The organism is Roseburia sp. AM51-8, assembly GCF_003478275.1.
Lineage (GTDB): Bacteria > Bacillota > Clostridia > Lachnospirales > Lachnospiraceae > Pararoseburia > Pararoseburia lenta.
The window spans coordinates 624,538-640,481 of sequence record NZ_QUEY01000001.1 but is presented as its reverse complement, the minus strand read 5'-3'; the positions used below and the strand labels follow the sequence as shown (position 1 = coordinate 640,481).

Annotated in this window: 12 protein-coding genes and 3 pseudogenes; all 15 read left to right on the top strand. The window is 46.1% G+C overall.

The window, feature by feature from the left end; all coding sequences use genetic code 11:
- The first annotated feature begins 25 nt into the window (after positions 1–25).
- The 15 genes and pseudogenes from DW996_RS03205 (at position 26) to DW996_RS03135 (ending at position 15,776) form a co-directional block, all read left to right on the top strand.
- A pseudogene (locus DW996_RS03205) lies at positions 26–1,947 on the top strand (DNA gyrase/topoisomerase IV subunit B).
- 34 nt (positions 1,948–1,981) lie between these two features.
- Positions 1,982–4,219 (top strand): DNA gyrase/topoisomerase IV subunit A, encoded by a 2,238-nt coding sequence (locus DW996_RS03200; RefSeq protein ID WP_118534831.1) that lies wholly within the window; start codon positions 1,982–1,984, stop codon positions 4,217–4,219.
- Positions 4,219–5,499 (top strand): bifunctional folylpolyglutamate synthase/dihydrofolate synthase, encoded by a 1,281-nt coding sequence (locus DW996_RS03195; RefSeq protein ID WP_118534830.1) that lies wholly within the window; start codon positions 4,219–4,221, stop codon positions 5,497–5,499. Before DW996_RS03200 ends, DW996_RS03195 begins: the two co-directional genes overlap by 1 nt.
- Positions 5,500–5,502: 3 nt before the next feature.
- Positions 5,503–6,057, top strand: coding sequence for a GTP cyclohydrolase I FolE (gene folE, locus DW996_RS03190; protein WP_118281285.1), 555 nt, complete (start codon positions 5,503–5,505; stop codon positions 6,055–6,057).
- A gap of 16 nt (positions 6,058–6,073) precedes the next feature.
- The gene (locus DW996_RS03185) at positions 6,074–6,622 is read left to right on the top strand and encodes an HD domain-containing protein (protein ID WP_118534829.1); all 549 of its coding nucleotides are present in this window, start codon (positions 6,074–6,076) and stop codon (positions 6,620–6,622) included.
- Positions 6,619–7,427 (top strand): annotated as a pseudogene (gene folP / locus DW996_RS03180) (dihydropteroate synthase). Before DW996_RS03185 ends, folP begins: the two are co-directional and overlap by 4 nt.
- A 2-nt stretch (positions 7,428–7,429) precedes the next feature.
- The gene (gene folK, locus DW996_RS03175; RefSeq protein ID WP_118534828.1) at positions 7,430–8,257 is read left to right on the top strand and encodes a 2-amino-4-hydroxy-6-hydroxymethyldihydropteridine diphosphokinase; all 828 of its coding nucleotides are present in this window, start codon (positions 7,430–7,432) and stop codon (positions 8,255–8,257) included.
- On the top strand, positions 8,250–8,900 hold the full coding sequence (locus DW996_RS03170; RefSeq protein ID WP_118281281.1) for a CPBP family intramembrane glutamic endopeptidase: 651 nt from the start codon (positions 8,250–8,252) through the stop codon (positions 8,898–8,900). The genes folK and DW996_RS03170 overlap by 8 nt, the downstream gene beginning before the upstream one ends.
- A gap of 39 nt (positions 8,901–8,939) precedes the next feature.
- Positions 8,940–9,410 carry a methylglyoxal synthase gene (locus tag DW996_RS03165; RefSeq protein ID WP_118281280.1) on the top strand — a complete coding sequence of 157 codons (471 nt, stop codon included), beginning with the start codon at positions 8,940–8,942 and terminating at the stop codon, positions 9,408–9,410.
- 18 nt (positions 9,411–9,428) lie between these two features.
- Positions 9,429–10,166 carry a DUF308 domain-containing protein gene (locus DW996_RS03160; protein ID WP_118534827.1) on the top strand — a complete coding sequence of 246 codons (738 nt, stop codon included), beginning with the start codon at positions 9,429–9,431 and terminating at the stop codon, positions 10,164–10,166.
- A 21-nt stretch (positions 10,167–10,187) separates the two neighbouring features.
- A complete protein-coding gene (locus DW996_RS03155) occupies positions 10,188–11,366 on the top strand; it encodes a DUF2974 domain-containing protein (protein WP_118534826.1) in 1,179 nt (392 codons plus the stop codon).
- 163 nt (positions 11,367–11,529) lie between these two features.
- Complete coding sequence (locus tag DW996_RS03150) at positions 11,530–11,814, top strand: co-chaperone GroES (RefSeq protein WP_118281277.1); 285 nt, start codon at positions 11,530–11,532, stop codon at positions 11,812–11,814.
- 29 nt (positions 11,815–11,843) lie between these two features.
- Positions 11,844–13,463: a chaperonin GroEL gene (gene groL / locus DW996_RS03145; protein ID WP_118534825.1), complete on the top strand. Its 1,620-nt coding sequence runs from the start codon at positions 11,844–11,846 to the stop codon at positions 13,461–13,463.
- A gap of 135 nt (positions 13,464–13,598) precedes the next feature.
- Positions 13,599–14,467 (top strand): annotated as a pseudogene (locus DW996_RS03140) (DegV family protein).
- 25 nt (positions 14,468–14,492) lie between these two features.
- On the top strand, positions 14,493–15,776 hold the full coding sequence (locus tag DW996_RS03135) for an adenylosuccinate synthase (protein WP_118281274.1): 1,284 nt from the start codon (positions 14,493–14,495) through the stop codon (positions 15,774–15,776).
- The last annotated feature ends 168 nt before the right edge of the window (positions 15,777–15,944 follow it).

Genomic DNA, 15,944 nt, shown 5'->3' with positions numbered 1-15,944 from the left:
GGCAATTTTTTAGTGAGGTTAGGAAATGGCGAAAAAGAACGTTTACGACGAGAGCAGTATTGCCGTATTAGAGGGACTTGAGGCAGTGCGCAAAAGACCGGGTATGTATATCGGAAGTGTATCCCGCAAGGGGCTGAACCATCTGGTGTATGAGATCGTGGACAACTCGGTAGATGAGCATTTGGCAGGAGCCTGTGATACGATCCGGGTGACACTGGAAGCCGATGGTTCTTGTACCGTAGAAGATAATGGACGAGGTATTCCGGTTGGTTTACATGCGACCGGTGCCTCTGCCGCGCGCGTGGTATTTACCACATTACATGCAGGTGGAAAATTTGATGACAGTGTCTATAAGACCAGTGGTGGCTTACACGGTGTAGGTTCTTCCGTGGTCAATGCCCTGTCTACCTATATGGATGTGGAGATCTTCCGCGATGGCTTTATCCATCACGACAGATATGAGCAGGGACATCCGGTGATCGCACTGGAAAATGGTCTGCTGCCGACCATCGGCAAGACTAAGAAGACCGGGACAAAGATCAATTTCCTGCCGGATCCCCAAATTTTTGAAAAGACCAATTTCAAAGAGGACGAGATCAAGAGCCGTATGCATGAGACTGCCTATTTGAATCCCAAACTGACCATCATTTATGAGGACAGAAGAAAAGAAGAAGTCGAGCATATCGAGTATCACGAACCGGACGGCATTATCGGCTTTGTCAAGGACATCAATAAAAATGCAGAAAAACTCCATGATGTCGTTTATTTTAGCGGAGAGTCTGATGGAATCAGCGTGGAGATCGCTTTTCAGTATTGCAACGAATTCCATGAAAATATTCTGGGATTTTGTAACAATATCTACAATGCAGAGGGGGGTACCCATATTACCGGATTTAAGACGGTCTTTACGACAGTCATCAATAATTACGCAAGGGAACTTGGCATTTTAAAGGATAAAGATGCCAATTTTAACGGGGCTGATGTCAGAAACGGTATGACGGCAGTTGTATCCATCAAGCACCCGGCACCGCGTTTTGAGGGACAGACCAAGACCAAACTGGATAACCAGGACGCTTCCAAGGCAACCGCTAAAGTGACCGGGGACGAGATCCAGTTGTATTTTGACCGAAATCTTGACACTTTAAAGACCGTGATCTCCTGTGCGGAAAAAGCAGCCAAGATCCGTAAGACAGAAGAACGTGCCAAGACCAATCTTCTGACCAAGCAGAAGTTTTCTTTTGACAGCAACGGAAAACTTGCCAACTGCGAGAGCAGGGATGCTTCCAAGTGCGAGATCTTTATCGTGGAGGGAGATTCTGCGGGCGGTTCTGCCAAGATGGCGAGAAACCGTATGTATCAGGCGATCATGCCGATCCGTGGAAAGATCCTGAACGTGGAAAAGGCAAGCATCGATAAGGTACTTGCCAATGCCGAGATTAAGACCATGATCAATGCTTTCGGTTGTGGTTTTTCCGAGGGCTACGGCAACGATTTTGACATTACCAAACTGCGTTACGACAAGATCATCATCATGGCGGATGCCGATGTGGACGGTGCCCACATTTCTACCTTGCTTTTGACCTTGTTCTATCGCTTTATGCCGGAACTCATTTATGAGGGACATGTCTATATTGCTATGCCGCCTCTTTATAAGGCAATCCCATCCAAGGGAAAGGAAGAATATCTCTATGATGATGCCGCCTTGGAAAAATACAGAAAGACCCATACGGGTAATTTTACCCTGCAAAGATATAAGGGACTGGGTGAGATGGATGCGGAACAGTTGTGGGAGACGACTTTGGATCCGGAACGCAGGATCTTGAAGAAGGTAGAGATCGAGGATGGACGTATGGCATCCGATGTGACCGAAATGTTGATGGGAATGATGTGCCACCGCGCCGTGCCTTTATCTACGAACACGCGAGAGATGCGCAGCTTGACGTATAGACGTTTGAAATAGTAAGTAGGAGAGAAAGAACAGATGGCAGTAGAGGAAAAATTGATTCGCATGGAATATTCGGAGATCATGGAGAAATCCTATATCGATTATGCCATGAGCGTTATTATTGCAAGAGCCTTACCGGATGTCCGCGATGGATTAAAGCCGGTGCAGAGACGTACGCTTTATGATATGCACGAACTGGGGATCCGTTACGATAAGCCTTTCCGTAAGTCAGCCAGAATCGTCGGAGATACCATGGGTAAGTATCATCCACATGGTGATTCTTCCATTTATGACGCCCTGGTCGTTATGTCACAGGACTTTAAAAAGGGACTTCCTTTGGTGGAAGGGCATGGTAACTTTGGCTCGATCGAGGGTGACGGTGCAGCGGCAATGCGTTATACCGAGGCACGTCTGCACAAGGTGACCCAGGAGTGTTATCTGGCGGATCTGGATAAGGATGTCGTTGATTTTATTCCAAACTTTGACGAGACGGAAAAAGAGCCGGAAGTCCTTCCGGTCAAGGTGCCAAACCTTCTCATCAACGGTGCGGAAGGTATCGCCGTTGGTATGGCGACCAGTATTCCGCCACATAATTTTGGGGAAGTGATCGACGGTGTCATTGCCTATATGAAAGACCCGGATATCAATACCCAGCAGATGATGGAATACATCAAGGGACCGGATTTTCCGACCGGCGGTATCGTGGTCAACAAGGATGATCTGCATGCCATTTATGCGACCGGTGTCGGTAAGATCAAGGTGCGTGGCAAGGTGGAGATCGAAAAGGTCAAGGGCGGCAAGGAACGTCTGATCATCACGGAGATCCCATATACCATGATCGGTGCCAATATCGGAAAGTTCTTAAATGACGTATATGGTCTGGTCGAGTCGAAAAAGACGACAGATATCGTTGATATTTCCAACCAGTCCTCCAAAGAAGGCATTCGTATCGTCATTGATCTGAAAAAGGGAGCCGATGCTGAAAATCTCTGCAATCTGCTCTACAAAAAGACAAGATTGGAAGATACCTTTGGCGTGAATATGCTTGCCGTTGCAGACGGCAGACCGGAGACAATGGGCATTGTCCCGATCATCCGCCATCATGTCAACTTCCAGTATGAATTGGCTACCAGAAAATATACGACCCTGCTTGCCAAGGAACGCCAGAAAAAGGAGATTCAGGAAGGTTTGATCAAGGCATGCGATGTCATTGATCTGATCATTGAGATCCTGCGCGGCAGTAAGGATATGAAAATGGCAAAAGCATGTCTGGTTGAGGGGATTACCGAAGGCATCCGCTTTAAGTCGGAAGTGTCAAAAAGAGACGCCGAAAAACTGCATTTTACAGAACGACAGGCAACTGCCATCTTGGAAATGCGTTTGTATAAACTGATCGGTCTGGAGATCCAGGCACTCATGAACGACTATGAAAAGACCATGAAAAATATTCAGGAATATTCTGATATCTTGGAAAACCGTGCTTCCATGGCAAAGGTCATCATGAAGGAATTAAAAGAGTTTAAGAAGGAATATGCCAAGGAGCGCCGCACGGTCATTGATAATGTGGCAGAAGTTGTGGTAGAAGAAAAGCCGATCGAGGAAGTGGATGTTGCTGTCATGATCGATCGTTTTGCCTACGGCCGTGTTGTGGATATGCCTACCTTTGAACGCAACAAAGAGGCGGCTGAGGCAGAGAGCCGCCAGATCATCTTCTGTAAAAATACGGATAAACTGGCACTTTTTACCGATAAGGGACAGATGCATCTGATCAAGGTCTTAGACCTGCCGTTTGGTAAGTTCCGCGATAAGGGACAGCCGCTGGATAATGTAAGTAACTTTGATGCGAGCAAGGAAGAAAGCCTTTTGATCGCGTCCGTTGCTGCATTAAAAGATAAAAAACTGGTATTTGCGACCAAGACATCCATGTTAAAGGTAGTCGATGGCGGCGAGTTTGATGTGGCAAAGAGAACGACGGCTGCCACCAAGTTAGCCCCGGATGATGGTCTGCTTTTAGTCGGAGTCTTAGAAGACCAGGATAGCATTGTCATGCAAAGCGAGAAGGAAATGTTCCTGCGCATTGATACGGCGGCCATACCGGAGAAAAAGAAGGGCGCGATTGGTGTCAGGGGCATGCGCTTAGCCGATAAGGATCTCTTGCAGGCTGTCTATCTCTTGCATACAGGTGATAGCAAGACGGTCAAAGTCAAGGGCAAGGATGTGGTCTTAAACCGCCTGCACATTGGCAATCGCGATACGAAAGGTGTCAAGAAATAATGACGTTTGATGATAAGACCCGTGCTTTTATGGATAAAATTGCAAAAAAAGGCAGTGTCTTAGGGCTGGATGCCATGTGCCTGCTTATGCAGGCTCTGGGCGATCCGCAGGAGCAATTACAGGTCATCCACGTGGCAGGAACCAATGGAAAGGGTTCTACCTGTGCTATGCTGCAGAGTATTTTATGCCTGCAGGGCTACCGGGTCGGGCTTTATACGTCCCCGGCAGTCTTTTGCTACGAGGAACGTTTTTCCATCGATGGCGCGTACATAGACGCAGCGACTTTTAATACCTATATGCACCGCATGGAGGATGCCTGGCAGGAAGTTGAAAGACAGCATGGTGTATGCGCGACCATTTTTGAAGTGGAGACGGCACTGGCATATCTTTATTTTTACGAAGCAGGCTGTGACTATGTCATCATGGAAGTTGGCATGGGCGGGGCGACCGATGCAAGCAATGTATTGAACCATAGCCTATGCAGCGTTTTTGCCGCAATCGGCAGAGACCATATGCAGTTCTTAGGACCGGATCTGGAAAGCATTGCCCGCATCAAGGCTGGCATTATGAAAGCAGGGGGACAGGCTGTTTCCACCTGGCAGGAGCCAAAGGCTGCCAAAGTCTTAGAGGATGTGGCTAAGGCTGGAAAGACCGGACTTACTTTTTGTGATGAGAGCAAGGTAAAGATAAAGCAAAGAAAGCCGCTCTGTTATGACTATAAGGAATTTTCGGATATAGAGGTACCCCTGGAGGGCTCCTATCAACTGCAAAACAGTGTCCTGGTCTTAGAGACCATTCGGACCTTGCGCAAACTGGGCGTTTTTATTTCGGATGCGGCGGTAAAAGAGGGCATGCAAAAGACCGTCTGGCAGGGAAGGATGGAGTGCCTTTGTAAGGAACCGCTGATCTATATGGATGGGGCACACAACCTGCCCGCAGCCAAAAGATTATGGGAAACGCTGGAAAGTGATTTTACAAATAAATCCATAACCTATATAATGGGGGTACTTGCGGATAAGGAATACGAGGAAATGCTGGCACTGCTTCTGCCAAGAGCAGGGCATATCTATACGGTCACACCGGACAATGCCAGAGCCTTGCCGGCCGAAAAATTGCAAAAGACCATAGAGAATCTTTCCTATGCGGCGCTTGCCTGTCCTTCTTTAGAGGATGCACTTTATCAGGCACTGCAGGCGGGGGATGATATGATCTTAGCCTTTGGTTCCCTTTCTTATCTGGGAGACTTTAAGAAGATTGTAAAAGCATCTGTAAAGGAGTAAGAGATGTTTGATCACGAAAAAATAAAAGAGGGCGTGCGCCTGATCTTGGAGGGCGTGGGCGAAGACGTGGAGCGCGAGGGACTTTTAGAGACACCGGATCGTGTAGCACGCATGTATGAGGAGATCTTTGCCGGTATGTATCAGGATGCCGCAGAGCCGCTTTCCAAGCGTTTTCATGTGGCTGGAAATGAGATGGTCTTGGAAAAGGATATTGTATTTTACAGCACCTGCGAGCATCATCTGATGCCATTCTTTGGCAAGGCACATGTAGCCTATATCCCAAAGGGCGAGGTCGTGGGACTCAGCAAGATCGCCAGGACGGTTGAGGTCTTTGCAAAAAGACCCCAGTTGCAGGAGCAGTTGACGGCACAGATCGCGGATGCTATCAATGAACAACTGCATCCCATGGGCGTTATGGTCATGCTTGAGGCAGAGCATACCTGTATGACCATGCGCGGCGTCAAAAAGCCGGGCAGCAAGACAGTCAGTTATGTGACAAGGGGCATCTTTGCAGAGGATACGGCACTACAGGATCGTTTTTTTCAATTAGTAAAATAAAGTTTGGATACGGCATATGGACACAGTGACACAGGTTTTAGAACATCCCCAATATAAGGCATGCTGCGAGACGATCGCGGACTACGAAGCAGATAGGACTTATTGCAGACATGATATGGAACATTTTCTTCGGGTAGGACAGATCGCTATTTTGTTGGCAAAAGAAAATGGGCTTTCGATCGATGCAGAGGAGATCATGCTTGCAGCCCTCTTTCATGATCTGGGGCGTGCCTTGCAGTATCAGAATGGAATCTCCCATGCAGAATCGTCAGCGATCCTTGCAGAGGAGATTTTGTTGTCTATTGGCTATGATCCTGCTAAGACAGACAGGATATGTGCAGCGGTGAAATGCCATAGCAAAAGGCAGGATGTCAAGATTCGTTATGCCAAGCGTGGCAGCCAAAAGACCTTGGAAGACTTGCTTTCCTTTGCCGATCATTTTTCGAGGGAATGCTTTGCCTGCCTAGCAAGCGATACCTGCAAATGGAAAGCAGAAGAAAGGATCGACAGACCCTATTTTGAGATAAAGGAAGATTATGATATAAGAAAGAGAGGCTTGCTATGATCATAGGAAATCAGGAATTTTTGGAAGAGGGACACACTTATGTCATGGGAATCTTAAATGTGACACCGGATTCCTTTTCGGATGGCGGCAGATATAATCATTTGGACGCTGCCTAAAACATACTGAGCAGATGATAAAAGATGGTGCGGCTATCATTGATGTTGGTGGAGAGTCTACAAGACCGGGACATGAAAAGATCACAGACCAGGAGGAGATCGACCGCATCCTTCCGGTGATCGAAAAGATCAAGCAGGAATTTTCCGTCCCGGTATCCTTAGATACCTATAAGGCAGCCGTGGCAAAAGAGGGAATTCAGGCAGGAGCCGATCTCTTAAATGATATCTGGGGTTTACAGTATGATCCTGCCATGGGAAAGATCGTAGCAGACAGCGGTGTCGCTTATTGCCTCATGCACAATCGGGATAAGATCACGGAGGAGATGGACGCCGATCTTTTTATCGGGCAGATGAAAGAAGATGCAAAAAGGGCACTGGATGCCGGCATCAAGAAAGAGCGGATTATTTTGGATCCGGGGGTAGGCTTTGCCAAGACCCAGGAACAGAACCTTATGACTATCGCAAATCTGGACCGCCTCAAGGCACTGGGCTATCCGGTTTTACTGGGGACATCCAGAAAGTCTGTGATCGGTTATGTCTTAGATGTGCCGACCGACAAGCGTCTGGTGGGAACTCTGGCGACAAGTGCCGTAGCCGTACAGACAGGCTGTATGTTCGTGCGTGTGCATGATGTCAAAGAAAATGTGGAATTGATTCAGATGTTAGAACGCATCCGGGAAAGCAGGTAAAAATGGAACAGATCATAGTAGAAGGATTAGAAGTATTTGGATACCACGGCGTATATGAACAGGAAAAAGAGGAAGGACAGATCTTTGTCGTGAATTGCTGGATTGATACTTCCTTTGCCGGAGCGATTCATTCCGATGACCTGTCAAATACGGTGGACTATGGAAATGTATGTCTTTTTATCAAAAAATATTTTGCGGAAAATGCACATGATCTCTTGGAAAAGGTAGCAGACGAACTTGCAACATCCATCATGTATGCTTTTCCGGGCGTACAAAAGTTAGTTTTAGAGATCAAAAAACCGCATGCACCGATTCCTATGGAGTTTGCAAACGTGGGTGTCAAGGTAGAAAAGGCATGGCATCAGGTAGCCCTTGCAATCGGAAGCAATATGGGCGACAAGGAAAAGTATCTGACCGATGCCATGGAAGAGTTGATCAGTGATCCTAATGTCAGAAATGTCATTGTTTCAGACTATATAGAAACCGAGCCTTATGGATATGTGGATCAGGATAAGTTCTTAAATGGGGCAGCGACCATAGAGACCCTTTTATCACCGGAAGACCTGCTTGCCTTTTTACATAGGATCGAGGAGAAAGCAGACCGTAAGCGCGAGATCCACTGGGGACCACGGACACTGGATCTGGATATTCTTTTGTATGATGATGCCTGCATCCATACCAAAAACCTGATCGTGCCGCATATTGATATGTGCAACCGCATGTTTGTCTTAGAACCGCTCATGCAGATCGCACCGGGACTGGTACATCCGGTCAGAAGACGTACCATCTATGATCTCTATTACATGTTGAAGGAAAAAGAAAATGCGTAAGTTTCGGACAAACAGACTCTGGCAGATCATTTATCCGATTGTGGTATATTATCTGCTATACAATGTATTTTTCGTGGCACTGCGCCTGCTTTTTGGCGCACACGCCAGTCATTTGTTTTTGCTGGGGATCGCCAGCCTTTTGACCATACCTTTTTGCTATGGTATTTACAAAAAAGCCCCGATCGTGCGGGCAGAAAAAGTCTGGGATAAAGAGACTTTCCCAAGAGAATGTCTGTATATCCTTGGTGTTGTGGCATTGGGACTGATCTTAAATTTCATCATTTCCCATACGCCGCTGGTGGCTTATTCTTCCGGCTATGCCCAGGCGAATGCCACGCTTTATGCGGGCGGTCTTTTGACCAAGATCTTTGCAAATTGCATCAGTATTCCGATTTTGGAGGAACTGGTCTACCGTGGGATCGTATGCGGGCAGTTGAGCCTCTGGTATGACGAAAAAATTGCAGTCATTATTTCTGCATTTTGTTTTGGTATCATGCACTTTAATGTGGTACAATTCTTATATGGATTTCTGGTAGGTCTTGCGATCGCAACGGTATATATCAAAACGCGCAAACTCTGGGTCGTTATCGTGGCTCATGGATTGACGAATTTTATCGTTGTCATATTGGCAAGCCTCGGATAGATAAGACATTTTTAAAAGAGACATAAGGAGGATCTGATTATGGACGACAGCAAGATCACACTTACCATTGGTAAGCAAAAGAACATTGCACTCATTGCACATGACGGAAAAAAGGCTGAGATCATTGCATGGTGTGAAGAACACAAAGAAGAATTAAAGAAGCACTTTTTATGCGGTACCGGCACGACCGCGCGTATGATCACAGATCGTACAGGACTTCCGGTACGCGGTTATAACAGCGGTCCTTTAGGCGGTGACCAGCAGGTAGGAGCCAAGGTCGTAGAGGGCAAGATCGATCTGATCATTTTCTTCTCCGATCCGCTTACGGCACAGCCGCATGACCCGGATGTAAAGGCACTGCTTCGTATCGCACAGGTCTATGACATTCCGATCGCTAACAACAAGGCAACGGCTGACTTTATCATCACATCGGATTTCATCGACAAGGAATACAATCATGATGTGATCAACTTCAAGAAGAACATTTCAGAGAGAGCAGAAACACTGTAAGACAGTGGGGAGGAATGGATGAGCAAACAGGATAATCCCAATGTTGTTGGAAATATTGCGATCGTCTTTATGTCGATCCTCTTGATCGCCGTGGGCTGCATCATGTTATTTACGGATGCGGTCAGGATGATCTATTTCTGCTACGGTGCCGGTGCCTGTCTTTTGGTATGGGGCATCTGGATGATCAGCCGTTACTTTTTACATAAGGAATTTCAGAGAACGACCAATTATGGCTTTTCGGTCGGCACGCTGGTCGTGATCTTGGGAGCCATTGATTTGATCCGTGCACAGGATATTGCGGACTCCATACCCAATTATCTGGGTATCCTGGTTCTGATCGAGGGCGTTGTCATGTTGCAGAACACCGTCCAGTTAAAGAACTTACATGGAGATCTTTGGATCGTCAGTCTGATCTTTTCCCTGCTTTCCGTAGCAGGATCGGTTGTCATATTACTGGATATCAGGAATATGATAACAAGGTATGAGACTGCCTTTTATGGTATCCTGATCATGGTTGGTGCATTTGCACTCTTATCCCTGTGTTTTGTTGGGGTGAGGACCAAGCATTATCACAAGGAAAGCAAACGGGAGTTGGAACGCAATATCGAAGAATCCGACCAGTGGTTTGAAGGCAAGCAGGAGACGACCACGGCTATTACGGAGGAAGTGGAAGAGGACCATGCCGATGAGACAGAAAGTGATCCACTGCCGGATACAGATCAAGCGGATTCTGCCTTGGTAGAGGAAGAAGTGTAGGATTTTTGAAAGGAGTTTGGCATGGCAAATATTTCGGATTATTTAGATTGGCGTGGTGATATTACCATGGAGATTGACCCCTTTAATGAAGTAGATAATCTGGTCTTAGCAGAACTGGCATACACAGATTTTGGCGGCATTGTCCCGGGCTTGAATCAAAAGGGACAATGGATCACGATCCGGGAGGCACACGATCGCTTCTTTTCTATGTATTCAGAAGAAGAGATCATGGCGAAGAACTCTACCACCAAGGTCGCACCTTTTTTGATGCACAAGATGGTAGCATCTGCACGTTTTCAAAATCTGCGGCTTATGAACTATGTCAATGAGATCGACGAAGAAAATCAGACCCAGTTTTCGGTTTTGTCTTTTCTTTTAGATGATGACAGGGTCTATGTGGCATTCCGCGGGACGGATAATACCATTGTCGGCTGGAAAGAAGACTTTAATATGTCTTTCCTTTATCAGACGGAGGGACAGATCCGGGCAGCCCAGTATCTGAATGACTGCTATGGCGATACTTCTTATGAACTGCTTGTAGGAGGACATTCCAAGGGCGGCAACTTTGCCGTATATGCATCTGCATTTTGCCAGCCTGCCATTCAGGATCGCATTACTTGTGTTTATTCCAATGATGGTCCGGGCTTTTTAAAAGAGATCACGACGCAGGAGTCTTATGAGCGCATTATGCCCCGGGTCGTCAGTACCATACCGGAATCTTCCATTGTTGGCATGCTTTTGGAAAACGAGATGGATCATCGGGTGGTAAAGAGTTCACAGACCGGCGCCATGCAGCATGATGCCATGTCATGGGAAGTCCTTGGCAATCATTTTGTTTTTGCCGAAAATCTGTCAGAGTCTTCCGTGATGCTGGATCGTACTTTAAAAAATTGGATCTATGGTCTGAGTGCGGAGGAGAGGGAAGAATTTGTCAATATCTTATTTGGTACCCTGCAATCGACCGGAGCAACGACGCTGGACGAACTGACGGCAAACAAATTTTCCATGATGACCAATATCTCTAAGACCCTATCTGCCATGCCGGTGGAAAAGCAGCAGGTCTTAAAGGATGTCATTCGCCGTTTTGCCTATTCCAGCGGAGAGACCTTTGCAGATAATGTGCAGGAAAAACTCTTTCACAACCCGCTGTCAGAAATGCTTATGAATACGACAAAAAGTATTGAGCGTAAGAAAAAGTGAGAAAATAAGAGTATACGTTAGATAAAGATAGGATTCTTGGAATTATTGGATGTGACTAAAGTTGCAACTTGGTTCTTAGAATCCTATTATATGAATTGTGGTTAGCACTCGTACAAAGTGAGTGCTAACAAAGAATGAGAGAAATATAAGGAGGCATATAGAAATGAAATTAGTACCATTAACAGATCGCGTTGTTTTAAAACAGTGTCAGGCAGAAGAAACGACAAAGTCAGGCATTATCCTGGCAAGTGCAGCACAGGAAAAGCCAATGGAGGCAGAGGTTATTGCCGTAGGTCCTGGCGGAATGGTAGAGGGTAAAGAGGTTGTTATGCAGGTTAAGGCTGGTCAGAAGGTCATCTATTCCAAGTATGCCGGAACAGAAGTAAAGTTAGAAGGCGAAGATTATATCATCGTTCGTCAGAATGACATTCTTGCTGTAGTAGAGTAAAAATAGATATAAGAAAGAAGGATTAAATTATGGCTAAGGAAATTAAATATGGCGCAGAAGCTAGGAAAGCATTAGAAGCAGGTGTAGATCAGTTGGCTGACACTGTCAGAGTTACGATCGGACCAAAGGGACGCAACGTTGTTTTGGATAAGTCTTACGGTGCTCCACTCATCACAAACGATGGTGTTACCATTGCAAAAGAGATCGAATTGGAAGATCCGTTTGAGAACATGGGAGCACAACTTGTCAAGGAAGTTGCTACCAAGACCAATGATGTTGCCGGTGATGGTACAACAACCGCAACCGTATTGGCACAGGCTATGATCAAAGAAGGTATGAAGAACTTAGCAGCCGGAGCAAATCCGATCGTTCTTCGTAAAGGTATGAAGAAGGCTACAGATGCCGCAGTAGAATCTATTGTTTCCATGTCTGAAAAGGTCAGCGGAAAAGAGCAGATCGCTAAGGTCGCTGCAATTTCAGCAGGTGATGAAGCCGTTGGTAACATGGTAGCAGATGCCATGGAAAAGGTTTCCAATGATGGCGTTATCACGATCGAGGAATCTAAGACCATGCAGACGGAACTTGACTTGGTAGAAGGTATGCAGTTTGACCGTGGTTATATTTCAGCATATATGGCAACCGATATGGATAAGATGGAAGCCGTTCTGGATGATCCATATATCCTGATCACAGACAAGAAGATCAGCAATATTCAGGAAATCCTGCCACTCTTAGAGCAGATCGTGCAGTCAGGATCCCGTCTTCTTATCATTGCAGAGGATGTAGAGGGTGAAGCCCTTACAACCCTGATCCTGAACAAGTTGAGAGGTACTTTCAATGTTGTTGCTGTTAAGGCACCTGGTTATGGCGACCGCAGAAAAGAAATGTTACAGGATATCGCCATCCTTACCGGTGGTCAGGTAATCTCTGAAGAAGTAGGTCTGGAATTAAAGGATGCTACCATGGATCAACTTGGTCGTGCAAAATCAGTTAAGGTTCAGAAAGAGTCTACCGTTATCGTTGACGGCGAGGGTGATAAGGATGCCATTGCAGCCAGAGTATCACAGATCCGTGGACAGATCGAAGAGACAACTTCTGAGTTCGATAAAGAGAAATTACAGGAGCGTCTGGCTAAACTTGCCGGTGGCGTTGCCGTTATCCGTGTAGGTGCTGCTACCGAGACAGAAATGAAAGAAAGCAAACTCCGTATGGAAGATGCCTTAAACGCAACACGTGCTGCTGTAGAGGAAGGTATCATCGCAGGTGGCGGATCTGCTTACATCCACGCTTCCAAGGAAGTTGCAAAACTGGTTGATTCTCTGGAAGGTGATGAAAAGACAGGTGCCAAGGTTGTATTAAAGGCGCTGGAGGCTCCGCTTTTCCATATTTCAGCAAATGCCGGATTGGAAGGAAGCGTTATCATCAATAAGGTAAGAGAAGCACAGCCGGGATTTGGCTTTGATGCTTATAATGAGACTTATGTCAATATGGTAGAGGCAGGTATCCTGGATCCTGTCAAGGTAACACGTAGCGCATTACAGAATGCATGCTCTGTTGCATCTACCTTGCTTACAACAGAATCTGTTGTTGCAGACATCAAGGAACCGGCACCAGAAATGCCAGCAAATCCGGGTATGGGAATGATGTAAGATCTTTAAAAAGGACGGCGGAAACGCCGCCCTTTTTTTGTGCAAAACGCATTTGCCAGTACCTATAAAGTATGGTATGATAAACCATGTGTGTGAAGACATGCACAAGATGGATAAAAACGAAATGAGGACCATATGAGTAAAGTAGCGATTTTAACAGACAGTAACAGCGGAATCACACAGGAAGAAGCCGAGCAGGCAGGGATTTACGTCTTCCCGACACCGGTCTATATCAATGACGAGGTCTTTTATGAAGGCGTGGATCTTACGACAGACCAGTTCTTTGCAAGACAGGCAGAGGGGGCAGAGATCAAACTTCCATGCCGGTCGTAGGTGATGTGATCGACAAGTGGGAAAGTCTGCTTGAGGAATATGATGAGGTCGTATATATTCCTTTGTCCAGCGGACTCAGCAGTTCCTGTGAGACAGCCATCATGCTGGCTGAGGATTACGATGGTAAGGTGCAGGTTGTCAACAATCAGCGTATTTCCGTTACCATGAAGTTATCCGTTTATGATGCCAAGAAACTTGCAGATGCAGGAAAGTCTGCCACAGAGATCAAAGAGATATTAGAGGCGATGAAGTTTGAGTCAACCATCTACATCATGGTAGATACGCTGGAGTTTCTCAAAAAGGGTGGAAGGATCACACCGGCTGCTGCGGCTATTGGTTCTTTGCTTAAGATAAAACCGGTATTGCAGATCCGCGGAGAAAAGTTAGACAGTTTTGCTAAGGCGAGAACGGTCAAACAGGCAAAGCAGATCATGATGGATGCCATTGCCAAGGATATGGACGAAGTGCTCCATGATCCGACCGGCGAGAATACTATCATTGCTATGGCACATACCCAGAATGAGGAAGAGATCGCCAAGTTCAAGGCAGAAGTGGAAGAACGCTTCCCGGGACATGATATTTTTGTGGATCCTTTATCTTTAGTCGTATCCAGTCATATTGGACCGGGTGCACTTGCAGTGACTTGTACAAAGAAATTAACATCATTTTAATAAATTTTTTAGGAGGAACAAGAGCATGGTAAAAGCAGTTGTTGGTGCCAATTGGGGTGACGAAGGAAAGGGTAAGATCACAGATATGCTTGCGCAGAATGCAGATATCATTGTGAGATTTCAGGGAGGAGCGAATGCAGGACATACCATCGTCAATAATTATGGTAAGTTTGCCCTTCATACCTTGCCATCCGGCGTATTTTATGATCACACAACAAGCGTTATTGGTAATGGGGTAGCCTTAAACATTCCTGTCTTGTTTGACGAGATCAAGTCTATTACAGACAAAAATGTGCCAATGCCAAAGATCAAGGTATCAGATCGTGCACAGATCGTTATGCCGTATCATATTTTATTTGATCAGTATGAAGAGGAGCGTTTAGGAAAGGCTTCCTTCGGCTCTACCAAATCCGGCATTGCACCATTTTATTCTGATAAGTATGCAAAGGTTGGATATCAGGTCAGCGAACTCTTTGATGATGAACTTTTAAAGGAAAAGGTTGCACGTACCTGTGAGTCCAAGAATGTATTGTTAGAGCACCTTTATCACAAGCCACTCATTGACCCGGATGATTTGTTGGAGACTTTACATAGTTACCGCGATATGATCGCACCTTATGTCTGCGATGTTTCTTCTTATTTGTGGAATGCCTTAAAGGAAGGCAAGACTATTCTTTTGGAAGGTCAGCTTGGTACTTTAAAGGATCCGGATCATGGTATCTATCCGATGGTAACATCTTCCTCTACCTTGGCTGCTTACGGTGCCATTGGTGCAGGTATTCCGGCACAGTCTATCGAGCAGGTCGTTACCGTATGTAAGGCTTATTCTTCCGCAGTTGGAGCCGGTGCTTTTGTCAGCGAGATCTTTGGTGATGAAGCAGACGAACTCCGCAGACGCGGTGGTGATGGCGGTGAGTTTGGTGCCACAACAGGTCGTCCAAGACGTATGGGATGGTTTGACTGTGTTGCCAGCAAATACGGCTGCCGTATGCAGGGCACGACGGATGTAGCCTTTACCGTGCTTGATGTATTGGGCTATCTGGATGAGATCCCGGTATGTGTGGGCTATGAAATCGATGGTCAGGTTACGACCGACTTCCCGGTTACCCATTTACTGGAAAAGGCAAAACCTGTCTATAAGACACTTCCGGGCTGGAAATGTGATATCCGCGGTATCAGAAAGTATGAAGATCTTCCAGAAAACTGCCGTAACTACATTGAGTTTGTAGAAAAAGAGATCGGCTTCCCGATCACCATGATTTCAAATGGACCGGGAAGAGAAGATATTATTTACCGCGACGTAAAGTAATATGAGATAAGATAAAGGCAAGACGAAAGAGAGCACTTGGCGGAGGGCTCTCTTTTTTCGTGGTACGCCTTATCTCATTCACAGAATTGACACAATTCCAACACCTTATCAGCACATAGATGAAATACAATATGCATTGTGTAATTTTGGAAAAATTAGGGAGGAAAT